The organism is Sphingobacterium siyangense (assembly GCF_023277505.1).
GTDB lineage: Bacteria > Bacteroidota > Bacteroidia > Sphingobacteriales > Sphingobacteriaceae > Sphingobacterium > Sphingobacterium siyangense.
This window is the reverse complement of sequence record NZ_CP080574.1, coordinates 499161-518142: the sequence shown is the minus strand read 5'-3', so window position 1 is coordinate 518142 and position 18982 is coordinate 499161. Positions and strand designations below refer to the sequence as shown.

Here is an 18982-nt window from a genome sequence, read left to right as displayed (position 1 = left end):
GTGATAGCGCTTAGGGTTTATCATCCTCCAGTTAATAGGTCCAACGGTAAGAAACAACCGATTTAGCTGGCACATCATAGCTAAAATGATGTTTACCGTCTGCGACGGTAATTTTACGGCTATCTTCCGACTCGTTTAACAGAACAATAGCGTAGGTCCCATCTGTATTTTGAAAGGCTGTATAAACTAGCCCTTCTGCTGTATACCCAGAAGTACCAATCCGCGAGGCTCCTGATTTGACAACCGAAGAAAGATGACCAACAATATAGTAATGCGAATTGCGCGTTATATTCTTATAATTTGCCTTACTAATATCCACGGCGCCATAACATGTCTGACAGCCACCTTCGCGATTTGGCCCTTTGTCAGTATCAAGCATCAGGTTCCATACAATAACCCCCTTACTCCAATTGTTCACTGTACCGAGAGCCACTTCACGCATATCCTCCATCAAACGTTTTTCAAGATTGCGTCCATCATTCCATTCCCCAATGGATGTTTCCGTAAATACCAATTCCTTGTCTGGGCGTTGATTATGAATATCAATAAGTTCAGCTTTATCCCCACCATAATTATGGTACGCCGCTCCGGCGAAGAATGAAGCTGCTCCGGCATCGTTATAAATCTTTACTGGGTAATCAGACTGATCGGCAATATTATCATAGTTATAATTATGATCAAATGCATAGATCTTTGTTGATAAGTTAGCCGCTTTTAATTGCGGGCCCAAAGCTTGTTTGACAAAAGCCTGTTGTTCCTGCCATGACATATAAAGCGAAGCGGAATTTTTTCTATTCAATGGTTCATTTTGAACAGTAATCGAATAAACATTAATGCCTTCTTTCTTCAGTGCCTGGATCCATTGAACGAAATACCAACCATAGTCCTGATAATATTTTGGATTTAACTGACCACTGGTCCATGAATCAAAGGGCTTTAAATCAGTTAGGTTGTTAACCTTCATCCATTTCGGTGGAGTCCATGGGGAGCCCATGATTTTTATGGATGGATTGATAGCAAGTATTTCTTTAAGCACCGGAATGATATATTGGGTCTCTTCAGACTGCAATCCAAAATTTTCCTTTCCTTCTTTGTCCCAACAGGTATATTCACTCAAAGAGAAGTCGGAACATCCAATAGCAATACGGATATAGCTCATTCCCATTCCATCTTTATCTGAAAAAGTCTCTGTAAGGAATTTTGTCCGATCTTCCTTACTCATTTTCATTAAATTATAACATGTTGAGCCTGTGATGGCTGCACCGAAGCCGTCCATCGTCTGGAATTTCTTAGTAGGATCTAGCGTAATTGTATTGGGCGACATATTAAATTTGGAGCTGAAATCAACAAAGCGCTTTCCAAAATCCAAAGACCGACTGCCTGTCGTCGTATAAATGGTAACATCACCACTTTTTTTAATTTCATCACCTTGCGAAGGTGTATAGCTGTCACGGTTACAAGATGTTGCCGTCACTAGACAGGACAACAAGAATGTATATATCATAGTTTTTTTATTAGTACGTTTCATCTGTTAATATATTTGTCTCCATCCATCAGATGGGGGATTCCACTTGTTAAATCAATTAATACCCCGGATTCTGAACTAGATTAGGATTCTGATCAATTTTTGGTTGCGGAATCGGTAAACGGTAAGAGTTCTTCGTGAAGGGATACACCTGTGCCTTTCTTCCAGCGTCTTTTGCATAGACCGCATTCATGACAGATTCCACCTTGTCCAAGCGCACAAGATCGAACCAGCGTTGTCCTTCGAAGGCTAATTCCAGACGACGTTCTTTCAAATAAGCATCTAATAAAGCATCCTTATTTGAACGTATCGCAGTTGACAATTTTGGTAATTTAACACGTGTGCGAATTTTGTCAATAATGTCTGCTGCGCCGGACAAATCTGATCCCTGTTGAATTAAAGCTTCTGCCTTAAGCAATAAAAGATCTGCGTAACGAAGCTTGACAATACTATTAAATGCAGACCGCAGTTTAAACATGAATGGATAATGATTGGAAGGATAATAGTTGCTCCAAGTAGTGGAATAATAGACAATAGATTGCCCCAAACGAATCTGATCCCCTTCATTCGTATATGCTTGTATCAAATCCCGTGATGGGGTTATCCATTTTGCCCATGTGAAGTTATTATCATAATTGGACAAATCCCGTCCAAACATCCAAGTCGCCCAGTTACCTCCACCTGAAGTAAACTGTGCCTCCAAAATCGATTCTTTCGTATTCCGTTGCGCAAGATCGGTGTTGCTTGCATTCATTGCATATAAATCCGAGTAATTGGTATTCAGATCAAAACCATCCGCAGTCAATGCGTCAACAAATTGAATAACCTTAGCATAATCGCGAATTGGTTTTTCGGCATAGATCTTTGCCAGCATAGCTCGTGCTACGGATTTGGTAAATAAAGTTTTATTCCCATTATTGTTGGCTGGTGCATCAGCCAATCCATCCATCAAATCTTTTTCGATCTGCTTATAAGCTTCTTCTTCGGTAGCTTGTTTTGGAAAATATTGCGGATAAACTTCATTGACATTATCACCGGTAATATCGGGTGCAATTGTGGTGATGACAGGGATAGATCCGAATATACGGACCATATCAAACATCGCCAATGCTCTGAATAGTTTAGCTTGTGCTTTATAAGTCCTAATTTCTGTATCGCTCACCGATTTATCGGCGACACTATCCACATAAATGATCAATCGATTTGCACGTCCAACATCTTCCAGATATCTTCCCCAATCCCGGTCAACCACAGAATTAGACCCTTCAATAGAATTATTTTCAAAAGGTACAACTTCCGCTCCGGTTGTTCCAGCATAGGAATTATCGGCGTGCGAATCGCCAATCAAGAGGAGGTCGAGATACCAATGTTCCTGCCGATCTTTCATCTGCTGGTAAATTCCGGCCAAATAAGTTTCAACTTCGGCTTTGTTCTTGAAAACAATCTGCGTTCCTGTCTCTGTCTTTCCTTGACTAACATCCGAATAATCTGAAAGTGGATCACGGTTCAAAGAGCAAGAAAATAAAAACAAAGAGCCGGTTAGCAAAGAAAGAGCGTTACTTATATATTTTTTCATGATACAGACAATTAAAACTCAATATTAAGACCTAAAACAAATGAACGATTCTGTGGATAGGTTCCCCAATCAATACCCTGGATTCTGGAATCAGATCCGCCGGAATATTGGTTTACTTCGGGATCCATACCGGAATATTTAGTCAAGGTAAATAGATTACTTACAGATAGATAAGGCTGAATTTTATGGATACCAATACGTTTCAGTCTCTCGGGAGAAATGGAATAGCCTAGGGAAACATTTTTCATCCGCAAATAACTACCATCTTCAACAAAATAAGTTGAATTTTTCATGTCAAACCCAGCTTTCGGAACGTTGGTAATCTGTCCCGGTACACGCCAACGATCCAATACAACAGTAGTTTGATTTCGGCCATCATACATCCCCTCTGTTTCCATGCGGCTCGCATTGAAGATATCGTTTCCGTAAGTTCCCTGAATAAATATACTGAGGTCGAAATTTTTCCAGGAGAAGCTGTTTGTCATACCATAGACACACTTTGGAAGAGGATTACCGATATATGTACGGTCGCTCGATGAAATCTTTCCATCGCCATTCAAGTCGCGGTACATGAGTTCGCCGGTTTCAGGGTTTACACCATCAGAGATATAACCGAAGAATCCTGCAAGTGATCTTCCTGGCTCATTCTTCACGACAAAATCATTGACATAATCGTTTGTCTTTACATCGTAGTACACTTGTTGTAGATCCAGTTGTTTCAGTTTATTTCTGTTAAAAGAAATATTAAAATCGGTATTCCAAGTCAAGTTTCCGGTCAGATTTTTTGAATTTACCGCAAATTCAAAACCATGGTTATTCAACCTGCCACCATTTCTTTGGATTGTGGTTGCTTGCTGTCCTGCGGGCAAACTTGCATTCATTAAAAGATCTTTCGTATCCTTGTTGTAATAATCTGCACTGATGCTGAGTCGATTATTCAACATCGTGATATCAAAACCAATACTGGTTGTACTTGTCGTTTCCCAAGTCAAGTCTTTCGCCCTTAAGATTGTTGGCTTATTGATATTTGGCAATGAATTGTCTTTTCCCTCAACGAACCACTGTTGACGTTGGATCCCACTCAATTGCAGGTACGCATAATCACCTAATCCATATTGATTACCTGTCTGTCCCCATCCGCCACGGATTTTAAAGTCGTTTATCCAGGTTACATCTTTCATAAAGTCTTCAGAAGAGATTCTCCATGCAGCTGAAACCGATGGGAAATACCCCCAGCGACGTTCCGGACTCAGCTTCGAAGAACCATCGGCACGCATATTTGCGGTCAATAAATACTTGCCATCGTAGTTATACATTGCGCGGGCGAAATAGGACATAATCCCCCAGTTGGATGCTGTAGATCCTGTTCTATCCCAAGAGATTTTGTTTGCCGCATTAAGTGTCTCAATGATTCCATTTGCATAGTTTGAACCATAGATATAGCTTCTGGAGTACTTGGAATCTGTCCATGACGAACCGCCCATTACTTCCAAATTATGCTTTCCAAAGCTCTTCGTGTACGTCAAGAAATTGTCCCAAGTCAACACGGTATTTGTATTACGAATATCTGAAGCCTCCCCGAATTGGTTTCTTCCCCAAGCTGTTGTCCAAGGGTCCAAAAAGGTCGTCATCACACCTGATCTTCTATCTAATGAAAACGCAGTTTTCCAAGTTAAATTAGGCATAAAAGAAATCAGTGCACTTCCTGTGGCAACAAGTCGGTTTTCGCGGTTATTATTATTTCTTGTCCGGGCTAGGTTTTCCAAAGGACTGGTGATGTTGTTGATCCCATAGAAATTATTATAGAATCGATCCGGATTGGTTGGATCCCATACAGGCGCGTAGGTTGGTGTTGTAATCACCGATGTAACTACCCCCCCACGGTTAGAACCCAATCCTGAGGTAATTCCATTATCATTGTTATCGGAATAATTGATATTCGCATTCACCTTTAGCCATTTTCGGACTTGGTTATCAATATTAGCACGAAAATTATATCGTCTAAAGAAGGATCCCTGTAGTGTTCCTTTTTCATTCAAATATCCCCCACCCAAATAATAGCGAAGCTTCTCATTGCCATCCGAAACGGATATTTGATGATTTTGTTGGATCCCCGTCTTATAGGTTTCTTTAAACCAATCTGTTTGATCCAACAATCCCTCTGGCAGATTTATCATGCCTATTTCATCCTGTAAATCTTTGTATTGACTGGTATTTAAAACTTTAACCGTGTTATTGACAACATTGGCTGTCCATTGTGTTCCCAGTGTAATTTTTGCTTCTCCGGCTTTTCCTGATTTTGTCGTAACCAAGATAACACCGTTCGAACCACGCGAGCCGTAAATCGCTGCCGATGACGCGTCCTTTAGAATTTGAATATCTGTGATATCATTCGGAGACAAGAACTTAATATCTTCCACAGGAACTCCATCAACAACATACAAAGGAGTGGTATTACTATTAAAAGACGTTATTCCGCGAATTTGTATCTGAGGTGCTGCACCTGGCTGACCACTCGGCTGAATAACAGTGACCCCGGCAGCTTTACCCTGAATGGCTTGCCCAAAATTAGTAACGGGTCTCTTTTCTAAGTCTTTGGTGGAAACTGAAGAGATTGCAGTCGTGACATCTTTTCTTTTCACGCTACCATAACCGATTACAATAACATCCTCCAGCAAATTGGTTGAGGAATTTAATTGGACAATCATGGTACTGTTGGCAGGTAGTTCTTTACTGTCGTAGCCAACAAAAGTAAATTGGAGTATACTGCCCGTGCTAGCTGAAATTTGAAAACGTCCATCTCCGTTACTGGAGACTGCGTTATTACTTCCTTTTTGTGTAATGGTTACTCCTGAGAGTGGTTTCTGATCTTGGGCATCCAAGACACGTCCACTAACTTGAATTCGGTCTTGGGCAAACACCAAATTCACCAAAGTAAACAAGAAAGCTAACCCCGTTGAAAAGGCAACTTTTCGTGTAAAGTAAATCATATGAAATAAAAAAATTGGTTATTGTTTAATCTTTTGGTTATTCCAAAATGGCAATGAGTTTCCCCTGCTTCATTGCTCAAAACAAAACTAAGATCACCAAGACGGAGAAAAAAGAGCTAGTACTTAAAAAGTACCGAAGAAAAAATATAAACAACTAAAAACAAGATATCTATAAAAAATATACACCCTTAAAAAGTACCTAAAGGAGCGTACAATTGTCTTTAACATAGCTAATTTTCGGGTATTATAGCACATTTTATGCCCGGTCGATCACCGCAATCTGACATACAGCCGTCTCGAAAGCATCACGATTTCCCGCGGCTTTATTCCGTACTTTTGTTCTGTAATTATAAACCGTTCGAAGCGAGTATCGCAGGAAACTTGCAATCTTCACGGAATCATCGATCCCTAATCGAATTAATGCGAAAATCCGAAGTTCAGTATTTAACAACTCTGTCTTTTTGGGATAGATCTTCTCCTCGTCCTGAAGTAGTGCATTAAATTCATCAACAAAGGTTGGATATAGATTTAAAAAGATACGATCAAAATTAACATAAAGCTGCTGCACTTCCCTTTCTTCCATTTGCGTTGACTTTAACTGTTCCCGCAGTGCATCCCATTGCTGATTCGTCGCTTTTTTCAGTAATGCCTTTCTGATATCTTCCATTTTATCGATGTAACTCGAGCACATGTCAAAGAATTGGGCGATATATTCTTCTTTAATATGGTTGGATTCCGACAATTTAAGGTTAGTCTGGTTAATTTCGTTATTCAATGAGCGAAGTTGTTGGTTTGTAGCCGATAATTCCGACCGTATCCTTCTCAAATGTTGCACCTGTCTATAGATAATGACAAGTCCAATAATGACACCGATCAATAAAATACTAACGATAATGACCAGTCCAACCAATTGTCGATTTTGACTACTGATTTTCTGCTGATAGGCGGCATTGATAATGGGATAAGAAGAGGTCCCCTCAATAATGCGATACCGTACTTTACATAACATCGCATCGTCTATGGCTTTTTCAATAAATTGAAAAGCGCGATCAAAATCCTGTTGGTCATAATATGTTAGCGCAAGATCATGAAAAGATGCGTTATCACGATTTGCCATTTCAATATCTGCACTGGCCGATATTGAAAGGTAGTAAATTTGACTTTTCGTATCCTTTTCATATTTATAAATGAGCCCCATAAAATAGGCGATCAGCGCGCGTTGCTCAATATCCTTTTTATTCTCATTCCAAAGGACCAGTAATTGCTTTTTAGCGTCCTCACGATTACCGTTAAAAAGTGTTTTTATCGCAATGGTGGTACGATACTCCAAGGACGACTTTGGTAGTACCGTTAACAAGGAATCACGATACTTTTCACTTGCCTGGTAATATTCTGACCGATTATTGCTCTGACCGTAATGACTATAAAAGGAGCTGTAGGTATCGTAATATTTTGCCAGGAGATCCTGGCCAAGATGAGCAGACTCGACTTGCTTCAACAATTGTGAAGCTTCTATATACCGTCCGATGGTGGAATACACCCAGGCCAAATCGAGATGAATCACTGCCTGCAAGGAGTCATTATGCGGTGGAGCGAGCTTTTGACACAGTAAAATATAAGTAAGCGCTGCGTCAGAATCAAACTTCTTATAATTTTCAAAGATTTCGTAGTTCTTCTTCAAAAATTGAGCGGGATTACCTTCTAATGCTTTTGCCTCCTGTTTTAATTTCTCCAATTTATCTTCACGGTTCTTGATGTAAATTTTCTGATTTTCCATCAGATATTCCAATCGTTGCAAAACCCGGGTGCTATCGGAAGCCACTTGTGCAGATAGGTAAAGACCAAAATGTGCGAAAAGAATAAAAAGAAAAATACGCTGCAACATAATAAAATCGGTTCAAGATAGTGTAGACTAAACTACATAAAAATAACAACAAAAAAGAGGACGTCTCACGACGGCCTCTTCCCCTGACCCAGTTAAGGGTCCAAGAATTAACAAGTTAATTCTTTATCGCATGAAAAATAGTTTTCTTTTTAATCCTTAATCACCTATTTCCAACCTCCTCCCAAGGCTTTGTAAAGTAGAATCTGATTTAAAGTATTCTCTTTCTCCAATTCTACTTTTCCGATTTGGGCTTCCAGAGACTCTTTTTGGGCCGTAACAACATCTAAAGAAGTCACCCGCCCCGCAATAAATAGTTCCTGTGCCGCTTCAATAGAGAGGTTTAACGCTTGAACATGTTCATCGACAAAGCTACGTCGTTTGACGATCGCCTCTTGCGTCATGACAACATTGGAAACTTCGTTATAAGCGTTTACAACTGCTTTTTCATAGTCTACAAACGCAATTCCATAATCTGCTTTCGCGATCTCATACTGCGTTTTAAGCTGTCTTTGGTTAAATATCGGCAGTGTAATACCGCCAAATAAATTATACGCAATAGATTTATCCAAATTAAATAACTTGTTAAAGCTAAAGCTCTGTAATCCGATAAATGGACTTATTGCAACAGAAGGCAAAAAAGCCAAACGTGATGCTTCCTGATTATTCGAAGATGCAATGACTTTCAAATAAGCGGCTTTAATATCTGGGCGTTGGTTCACGAGATCATCTGGCGTACCAAAACGCATTGCATGATACAAATCTGCATTTTCGGTATATGTACTTCTTACAATAGGTTGATAAAAACGCCCCAACAGGCCGTTGATATGGTGTTCCCAAAGTGCTATTTCCTGACTCAATTGTTCTTTGGCAGCTTTCGAGTTGGCTAATAGTGCTTTAAATTGTTGCACAGAAAGTTCAGTCGCATAACCGGCATCTTTTTTTACCTCAACAACCTCCAGTGCATTTTTATGTAATTCAATATTCCGATTGTAAACTTTTATCTTTTGATCCAAAGCAATTAGTTCATAATAAGCTGTCGCAATATTGGATACCAATTCCGTTTCTAATAGACGCTTGCCTTCCTGCTCAGCTAAAAAGCTAAAATAAGCGGCCTGCTTTTGACTCTTCAACTTTCCCCAAAGATCAATCTCCCAGGACGAACGAAGTCCTATAAAATAATCTGGGATAAATGGTTCGGGCAATTTTTCATCACTTTTCAAGTTCTCCGAAAAATTTGAATCATAATTACCTATTCCTGATTCTGTATAATGCCCATATTTCCGAATTCCTCCTTCTACTGCAGCCTCTACAGTTGGCCCCAAGGCCGCCTTCCGTTGTTTAAAATACGCTTGTGCAGATTCCAACCGCAAAATGGATTGACGAATATCTAAATTGTTCTGCAGCGCAGAATCAATTAGAGAAACCAACTTCGGATCTTTAAAAATTTCCTTCCAAGACCGGCTTCCTACATTTAAACTATCTGGAGAAAGATGTTTGGAAAAAGAAGTCGGTACATTTAATTTCTCCGGTTGAAGCGTTTTTTTGGGAACCGAGCAACTACCAAATAAAATAAGTGCAGCTATGACTAAAGAAGCTTTTTTAACGACCTGTTTCTTGTTATCCTTTTTTGAAAATAAGATCACTAATCCCGGGATGACAATTACTCCGAGTATGGTTCCGATAAGCATTCCTCCCACCGCAGCGGTACCAATACTTCGATTACCCAATGCTCCTGCTCCACTGGCCATCATCAAGGGAATTAGACCTGCAATAAATGCAAAGGAAGTCATTAATATCGGACGCAAACGGGCAACAGCTCCTTCGATTGAAGCGGTCACGATATCCATTCCCTGCTTATATTTCAAATTGGCATATTCCACAATCAGGATTGCATTCTTACCTAGCAAACCAATCAGCATGACTAATGCCACCTGCGCATAGATATTGTTTTCCAATCCAAAGACCTTCAAGAAGATGAATGCACCAAAGATCCCTGCCGGAAGACAGAGCAGAACAGGTAAAGGCAACAGAAAGCTTTCATACTGTGCACATAACAGCAGATAAACAAATAGAAGACAGAGTGCAAAAATATACAAGGCTTGGTTTCCGGAGATTTTCTGTTCGCGAGTCATCCCCGACCATTCGATACTATACCCTTGCGGCAAAGATGATGCAATTTTCTCGACTTCTTCGATGGCTTGCCCGGAGCTGAAACCGGCTGAAGACTGTCCAGTAATCATGGCTGAACTAAACATATTGTAACGGGTAATTTGTTCAGGACCATAAATTCTTTCCATCGAAATAAAGGCATTGTATGGTACCATCTCACCCGTCTCATTCTTTACATATAAGCGTAATACATCTTCTGGTCTTTGGCGATATTCGGGACCAGCCTGTACCATGACCTTATACATCTGTCCGTAACGGATGAAATTTGTCGCGTAAAGACTTCCCATTAAGGTCTGCAGCGTATTCATGGCATTCTCCACCGATATTCCTTTTTTTGCAGCCATATCGTAGTCCACCTTCAGCATATACTGTGGAAAGTTCACATCAAAACTGGAGTTGATATCCTGAACAACATCACTTTTTTCCATGTCGTCCATAAACTTCTGTAATACTTCGGCCGTCTTGTTGAGATCCTCATTACCGCTACGGTCCAATAAACGTAATTCAAAACCCGAAGAGTTACCAAAACCGGGAACTGTCGGCGGCGGAAAGAATTCAATCTCTCCATCAGCAAAATCCTTTGTTTTATCCCGCAATTCTTTAATGACATCATCTACCGTTTGATCTCGCTCTTTCCAAGGTTTAAGATTGATCATCCCCATCCCATAGGAAGCACCGGATACTTCTGTAATGATACTATAACCGGACAACGTAGAGACCGTTTCAACAATATCGAGTTTCCGTGATACGGAGTCAATTTTATCCAAAACGCGTTCTGTACGGTCTACGGTTGCTCCCGGTGGGGTTGTTACAGCGACATAGATCATTCCTTGATCCTCGGTTGGAATAAAACCTGAGGGTAAGATGGCACTACTTCCCCAGGTCGCTAGAAAGAATCCTCCAAGTAGAAGGAGAGTCAGTCCACGTCGCGCACTGGTTTTTACCAAAATTCCCTTATAGCCGAAGGCAGTCTTGTCATAAATGGCATTGAATTTTTTAAAGAAACGGTCCAACCAGTTATTCGAAGGTTTACGGTCATGGGGCGATTTTAGGAAAAGCGCACATAAAGCGGGCGTCAATGTCAACGCGTTGATACCTGAAATAACAATGGCAGCCGCGAGCGTCAATGAAAATTGACGATAAAATATCCCTACCGGCCCTGAAAGAAAGGCAACTGGAACAAACACAGCAGACATCACCAACGTAATGGCCACAACAGCGCCACCGACTTCTTTCATTGCCTCCAATGTGGCTTCCATAGGTTGAAGATGTTCTTCTTCCATCTTTGCATATACAGCCTCGACGACGACAATTCCATTGTCTACCACAATACCTATGGCCAGTACCAAGGCAAACAAGGTCAGCAGGTTGATTGAGAAACCTAACATCTGCATAAAAAATAATGCCCCAATCAAACATACTGGTACAGCCAAAATTGGTATAATAGTCGCCCTAAAATCCTGTAAAAAGATAAATACAACGATAAAAACTAAAAGAAACGCCTCCAATAAGGTTTTGATGACAGAAGAAATTGAGGCATCCAAAAACCGCGACACATCATAACCCATGGTATAGGTCATGCCAGTCGGGAATTGCGTTTGTTTCAATTCTGCCATGCGGTCTTTTACACGCTGAATAACCTCTTGTGCATTTGATCCCGGCAATTGCTTTAGCATGATGGATGCGGATGGACGTCCATCAGTTTTGGATACCATTTCATAATCCAATGAACCAAATTCAACATCTGCTACGTCTTTTATACGGATAATAGAACCAGTTGAAGTAGCTCGAATAGGTATATTGGCATATTCCTCAATTTCAGTGAATTTACCTGGATAACGCAATACATATTGTTGCATGTTACGCATTTTATCGGAACTGATACCGGTTTGTCCAGGCGCAGCCTCGATATTCTGTTTTCGTAATGCGGCGACCACATCCTCCGTAGAGATATTATAAGCTGCCATACGGTCAGGTTTAATCCATACACGCATCGCATAATCACGCATTCCCATAATCTGAGCGAGACCGACACCTTCGATCCGTTTCAGTTCCTTTAGAATGTTGATATCTGCGAAATTGTAAATGAATCTTTCATCCGCGGTTTCATCATCGGTAAAAACATTCAGATACATCAACATGGAGTTGACCTCTTTTTCGGTGGTTACCCCTGCTTTGATGACCTCTTCAGGGAGTTCATCCAATACAGTAGTTACCCTATTCTGTACGTTTACAGCTGCAATATCTGGATCTGTACCAACTTCAAAAAAGATTTGAATAACCGTGCTGCCGTTATTGGTAGACACTGAATTCATGTAAGTCATCCCAGCTACACCGTTGATTGCTTTTTCCAAAGGAATAGCGACGGCATTTGTACTCACCTCAGCATTGGCACCTGTATAATTGGCATTGACGACTACCGAAGGTGGTACAATGTCCGGAAATTGTGTGATGGGCAATGTAAATAAGGCCAACAACCCTAAAAGTGTAATAAACACCGAAATAACCAACGACAATATGGGCCGTTTTATAAATGTTTCAAACATAATTTATCCTCCCCTACAGTTTCCTCATTTTTGGATTAATCTTCATTCCACTACGCAAACTCTGGACTCCCTCATAGACAATCTTGGCCTTGGGATCTAAACCTCCATCCACAATGTAATAATGCCCCACACGCGGGCCCGCTGTAAAAGGTGTCATTTTTACGGTACTATCTGCCTGTACAGTATAAACGTATGTCTTGTCCTGAATTTCAAATACTGATTTTTGGTGTACAAAGGTATGTTCCCCTGTCTGCATTGGCACTGCAATCTTACCTGTTGCACCATGCTTTAGGATATGCTCGGCATTGGGAAATTGAACCCGAAGGGCAATGGATCCCGTATTGGCTTCAAATTCACTTTCTACCAAATGGGCAATTCCCTCGTGTGGATACAGCTCACCATTGGCCAAAATTAACTTGACCGATTTTTGCGTTTCCTTACCGTCCAGTTTATCACGCATAAGTGTCAGATACTCTCTTTCAGAAATATCAAAATAAACGTTCACTTTGCTTAAATCGGAGATCGTCGTAATTAAGCTACCCTCGGTCAATAAAGAGCCTTCTCTCAATAAGATACGGTCTATACGGCCGTCAAAAGGAGCCTGTATAACAGTATAGTCCAATCTTGTCTGTGCCTGATTAACCAAAGCTCGGGCTTCTTCTATCTTAGAATTGGCCGCTTTTAATTGAATTTTTAATAAATTATATTCGGAAGAGCTCACTATATTCTTGTCAACCAATTTTTGAGTTCGTTCCATTTCCAGCTTGATCTTTTGCGCTTCGGCAATGGCATTATCATACTGTGCTTTAGCCTTGGCTAATTCCGAACGATATTCCTCATTATTATACTTAAACAGCATTTGGCCTTTCTTTACCCAAGCCCCCTCGTCTACATAAATTTTATCCAAAAAACCATTCAATTTGGAACGAATTTCGACGTTTTTTAAGGCTTGAACATCCGCAATATACTCTTGATAAACAGTCGTATCCATTACCATTAAAGGTACTACAGGTATATTTTTGAGTTCTTCTTTCGAATCAGCGTTAGCGTTGGATGAATGGCATGAAGCCAGCATCCCAACCATACCCACGAAAAGGCACAGTAAAAGTAATTTCTTCATAAACGATAAAAAATGTAAAATGTTAAACCCTCCTACGGTATTTTAAAATCAGTCGTTAGGAGAATGTGTTAGATGGGAGCTACAGCAATTCTATAGCGTAAAGAGCGGCCCAAAGCCTTCCATACCATATATAGAAATAAAACTAAATTGTTGCAGCCTCGCTAGAAAATTAGAGGAGCGTAACTAGAATGGCCTAAAACGGGATAGGAAGCGATAATACCCTGGTAAGCATAGGGTTTTAGATCGGTAAAAAGGATGTTCATCATCTTTTGCAAAACATAATGCAGTAAAGACGATTCCAAAAACAAAAATAAAAATTGGTAGTACTTGACTATTGAGTGAAAATATACGATAATCATCTTGCAATAGTACTTTTTCTTCTTGGGAAGAATGAATGGGTTCCAAATCCAATACGTCATCCAGAAAATACTCCACAATGGTCTCACCTGCATGCAGCACCTGTCCGGTTGCCGAGGAGAAAGACTCATAGGTCAACAGATTAAGGTATGCAAAGAGTGTTAAAAAATGAAATATTTTGCCTAACATATCGAAATTTCGAATCACAAAGGTATGACTTTAAATAGCTAAGATTATTTTATTCGTGTAAAAAAACCATGACAGCCTAAAAAATTAGCAGTCATGGTTTTCAAAAAACAAGTAATGTTCATGGTTTCAGCTACAAACCTTAAAAGATCAATTAAACAGTCGACACAATTACTTAGAACTAAAGTATCATCATTGAATTCATTATTGTCTATCAGAACTCAATCTTTATTTTCCTTTTATTTTCTCGTTACTAAAGGAATATGGAGCATCTTCTTTTTTTGTACCTCTATTTTTATTCGGTGCTTCGCTCATTTTGAAATCAAGTTTGGCACCCTGCAATAAATCTTTATAACGGATATAATTATGCCTATAAGGCTTTCCATTCCAAGTTAATTGATCTACGTAGACCTGATTTGCTCCCTGTTGTTTAGCTTGGATATTCACTTTTTTCCCATTTTCGAGATTTAGTGTCACCTTATCGAATTGTGGTGAACCAATCACGTATTCGCCCGAGGCAGGAGAAACGGGATAAAATCCCAGCGAAGAAAAGACATACCAGGCTGAAGTCTGCCCGTTATCTTCATCACCACAATAGCCGTCTGGTGTAGGCAAATAAAGTTTATCCATTATTTTGCGCACCCAATATTGTGCTTTCCAGGGCTCTGAAGCATAATTATACAGATAAGGCATATGTTGGATAGGCTGATTTCCATGCGCATACTGCCCCATATTCATAACCTGCATTTCACGCATTTCGTGGATCATTCCGCGACTTTTCATGCCCTCATAACTCGGAATCACAAACACCGTATCCAACATGGACACAAAAGATTTATTACCACCCATCAAATTAATTAAACCCTGAGGGTCATGGAACACACAAAAACTCCAATGCCAAGCATTTCCTTCCGTATATTCTCTTGACCAGGCACTTGGATCAAAATCTGAGACGAACGATCCGTCTGCTTTTTTCCCACGCATAAGTTTTGTACTTGGGTCAAACAGATTTTTATAGTTCATCGCGCGTGTTGCATAAATAGCTGTTTCAGCTTCCGGTTTGCCCAATGCTTTGCCAAATTCATAAATACACCAGTCATTGTATGCATATTCCAGTGAACGTGCTACATTTTGGTCTACTTTTACATCAGCAGGTATATAGCCCAATTTATTATAATATTCATAACCGAAGCGTCCCGTCGAAGAGTGTTTCGGATAGGCACTATTGGCCCCATGCTTGAGCGCTTCCCATAACAGGTCTTTATCATAGCCTTTGCGATCAGTCATCAAGGCATCTGCTACAATAGAAGCGGAATTGTTTCCAATCATCGATGCACGATGTCCCGGCGAGGCCCACTCCGGAAGGTAACCACTCTCTTTATACGCATTCACCAAACCTTCCTGCATCCGATCATTCATCGACGGATACAATAAATTCAACAGCGGAAACAAACTTCTAAAGGTGTCCCAAAAACCTGTATCCGTAAACATTTCCCCAGGCAGGACTTGCCCATTGTAAGGGCTATAGTGCATACGTTTGCCTGTTCCATCAATTTCAGAAAAATCCCTTGGAAAAAGTGTTGAACGATAGAGGCTGGAATAAAATGTACGTAACCGGTCAATGTTATGGTCTTCAACCTGTACACGTCCGAGGATTTCGTTCCACTGTGCCTTACCTTCGTCAACAACCTGTTGAAATGTTTTCGATTTAACCTCCTTCAGGTTAAGTTCTGCCTGCTCAAAACTTATAAAGGAAGAAGCAATACGGGCGGTGACCTTTTCCCCTCTTTTCAAGGAAGAGAAACCAACGACTGCTCCGGCGTGATTGTCCTGAATTTCCAATTCGTCTTTACTTATCGCTCCGCTTTTAACAGCAGCTTTGTAGGAGAATGGCCTATCGAAAGTAATGACGAAGTAATTCTTGAAATTCTCCGGAACACCACCGCTATTTTTTGTTGAATACCCGATAATCTTATTTTCCTGCGGAATTACTTTAATATAAGACCCCTTATCAAATGCATCAATAATAACATAAGCACTGTCTGTTTTGGGGAATGTGAACTGAAAGATTGCTGCCCGTTGTGATGGAGACAATTCTGTTGTCACATCGTGATCCGCAAGGTAGACGCTATAATAATAAGGTTTTGCAATTTCCGCTTTATGTGAAAACCAGCTCGCCCGCTTTTCCTGATCAAATTGCGGTGTGCCTGTTATTGGCATGATTGAAAACTGACCATAATCATTGTTCCAAGGGCTTGGCTGGTGCGTTTGCTTAAATCCTTTAATTTTATCAGCCGTGTAAGTATATACCCAACCATCGCCCATATTTCCAGTCTGCGGGGTCCAAAAATTCATACCCCAAGGCCGAGCGATCGCAGGATAAGTATTGCCATTAGACAATTCATACTTCGATTCAGTACCGATCAAAGGGTTAACGAAATCAACAGGCGAGGTTTGTTGCGCCATTCCAGCATGCGTCGCGAATAGAAAAAGAATACTACCTGTTAGTTTTTTAATATTAAACATAAATGAAGCGTTTGGTTAAGCTTAAAATTATTAGCAAAAAAGCTAAAACGTATTAGTAAATATAGGTAAGAAATTTAAATATAGAAGATGGCAAGGTATTTTTCACAAGATGGTTACAAAAAAACCGCAATCAAATGATTGCGGTTTTTATATCACACAAATACTACCATCCAGGGTTCTGCCCTAACGAGGGGGATTTTTGGATCTCTGAGTTTAAAATAGGAAATAAGTAATGAGTTGGAGCAGTAAAAACTCTACTTTCAACAAAGAAACGTTCCATTTTATAACGTTTATCACCGATTTGGATTTTACCATTTACATCTTCAACAGCTCTCATGCCATTAATCATATTTTGAAGTTTCGGATAAGCTGTATTATTATTCTTCCAGTAGTTTATACTTCGTTCGCTATTTGTACTACCTGATGCAGTAAAGGTCTGGTATTTAGTTTTCTCCACCGAACTACTGGGTTCTAGATATAGGCGACTATCAAAAGCTCTCTTATTCTCATAGAAGAATTCGACCCTTCTTTCACGGTAAATGTACTCACGCATCAAATTTTTATCAGCAAGTGTTGTAATAGGCATCGGTGCCATAAAGGATCTAGATCTTACCTGATTAATTAAATCATAGATCTCTTGTGTTGGTCCATCAACTTCGTTAACCGCCTCAGCATAAATGTAAATAAAGTCTGGCAAACGCCAAACTGGAGGCGCACTAATGATAACACTGCCATTCTTATTCCAGGCTTCCTGCAAAAATTTCCTCAGATAATATCCAGTACGGGTTGCATTATTCGCACCAATCTGATCGGCTCCATTCGCAATATTTGTCTGAGAAGGATTATTGTTACCTCCGCGGAATGCTGCACCATGAAATATAATGTCGCGATAAAAGCGTGGATCCCTTTTTACTGAAGTGTAAGGATTTCCATCATCATATCCATCTTGTTTAGCCTTGGCACTATAAATCGGGTAACCAAAGCCGTCTGGCGACAGATACTCATACTCATCTACTTGCTCCTGAACAGGCATCTGACGAGCTCCGCCGCCTCGACTTGGCGGATATACATCACCAAACCACCCCTCTCCTTTATAGCGCGTAAAAAACAAAACATACTCATTTTTGAACGCCTCCATATCATAGAACATCTGCCAGAGACGTGTATAAACTGTTGAGTTGCTCGTGTTTTGACCACCACTATCGCCAAAATCGGTATTTGAATATTTCTGATAAAGACTATAACGTTTTCCACCTGCAACCTTACTTTCAAGAACTGCCTTAGCAGCCTCTTTAGCTTTCACCCAACGCTGAGGATCATATGTAGCGTATTCGGACTCAAACTTACGTGTCCCATTATAACCTTTTGCGGCAGCTCCATTCCAAAGTGGTGTAGCGGCCATCCACCGTGCTTCTGCAATCAGCCCAAGACATGCCCCTTTATCGATACGTCCAAAATTCTGCCCCTCCCATTTTTCCGGGACAGCATTATATGCTGTTGTTGCATCAGCAACAATTTTGTCAATAACTTTATGAACTGACTCACGTTCGAAGTTCATATTTTCAGTCGCCGTAATTACATGGTCTATATAAGGAATCTCACCATATATACGAACAGCCATTAAATGAAAGTAAGCTCTTAGGAAATAGACCTCGCCAACGCGCATAGGAAGTGAGCCTGGTTCCAGGATATCGTCTGGTGTACTGTACTTTTTTATTCCTTCCAAAATGACATTGGTTCTACGGATCCCGTCAAACATACTACTCCAAAATTGCCCGTTGTCTCCTGGTAGTTCATTGATATTCCAATCGCCGGTATTATATCTATTCGTAATATTTCCCTCTACTGTAGAACCTTCGGCCTCATCGGTTATTGCAGCACTCGAAAAATGATAGAACCACGAAATAGGTTGATTGACACCTTTAGCCTTAGCATACACATCCGTAACGAGCTGATTTACTTTCTCATAACGAGTAAAAACTTCATCTTCCCGAATTTGATCGTCGGGTAATTTATCCAAATATTTGTTGCAACTTGCGATCACAGTAAGAACCACACCTGCCGTAAAAAAAAGTATTCTTTTCATCTTCAATACATTCATA

Annotated in this window: 9 protein-coding genes; all 9 read right to left on the bottom strand. The window is 40.3% G+C overall.

The window, feature by feature from the left end; translation table 11 throughout:
* Positions 1-31: 31 nt before the first annotated feature.
* Complete coding sequence (locus tag K2F45_RS01995) at positions 32-1504, bottom strand: glycoside hydrolase family 30 protein (protein WP_248932967.1); 1473 nt, start codon at positions 1502-1504, stop codon at positions 32-34.
* Between the two features lie 79 nt (positions 1505-1583).
* The gene (locus tag K2F45_RS01990) at positions 1584-3101 is read right to left on the bottom strand and encodes a RagB/SusD family nutrient uptake outer membrane protein (protein WP_248932966.1); all 1518 of its coding nucleotides are present in this window, start codon (positions 3099-3101) and stop codon (positions 1584-1586) included.
* 11 nt (positions 3102-3112) lie between these two features.
* Positions 3113-6091, bottom strand: coding sequence for a SusC/RagA family TonB-linked outer membrane protein (locus K2F45_RS01985; RefSeq protein ID WP_248932965.1), 2979 nt, complete (start codon positions 6089-6091; stop codon positions 3113-3115).
* Positions 6092-6347: 256 nt separating this feature from the next.
* Positions 6348-7976 (bottom strand): DUF6377 domain-containing protein, encoded by a 1629-nt coding sequence (locus K2F45_RS01980; protein WP_248932964.1) that lies wholly within the window; start codon positions 7974-7976, stop codon positions 6348-6350.
* A gap of 164 nt (positions 7977-8140) precedes the next feature.
* Positions 8141-12691 carry an efflux RND transporter permease subunit gene (locus tag K2F45_RS01975; protein ID WP_248932963.1) on the bottom strand — a complete coding sequence of 1517 codons (4551 nt, stop codon included), beginning with the start codon at positions 12689-12691 and terminating at the stop codon, positions 8141-8143.
* A 13-nt stretch (positions 12692-12704) separates the two neighbouring features.
* On the bottom strand, positions 12705-13811 hold the full coding sequence (locus K2F45_RS01970; protein ID WP_075990761.1) for an efflux RND transporter periplasmic adaptor subunit: 1107 nt from the start codon (positions 13809-13811) through the stop codon (positions 12705-12707).
* Positions 13812-13994: 183 nt separating this feature from the next.
* On the bottom strand, positions 13995-14357 hold the full coding sequence (locus K2F45_RS01965) for a hypothetical protein (protein ID WP_070561742.1): 363 nt from the start codon (positions 14355-14357) through the stop codon (positions 13995-13997).
* A 225-nt stretch (positions 14358-14582) separates the two neighbouring features.
* Positions 14583-16880 (bottom strand): GH92 family glycosyl hydrolase, encoded by a 2298-nt coding sequence (locus K2F45_RS01960; RefSeq protein WP_276521440.1) that lies wholly within the window; start codon positions 16878-16880, stop codon positions 14583-14585.
* 163 nt (positions 16881-17043) lie between these two features.
* Complete coding sequence (locus K2F45_RS01955) at positions 17044-18966, bottom strand: RagB/SusD family nutrient uptake outer membrane protein (protein WP_248932962.1); 1923 nt, start codon at positions 18964-18966, stop codon at positions 17044-17046.
* Between the last annotated feature and the right edge of the window lie 16 nt (positions 18967-18982).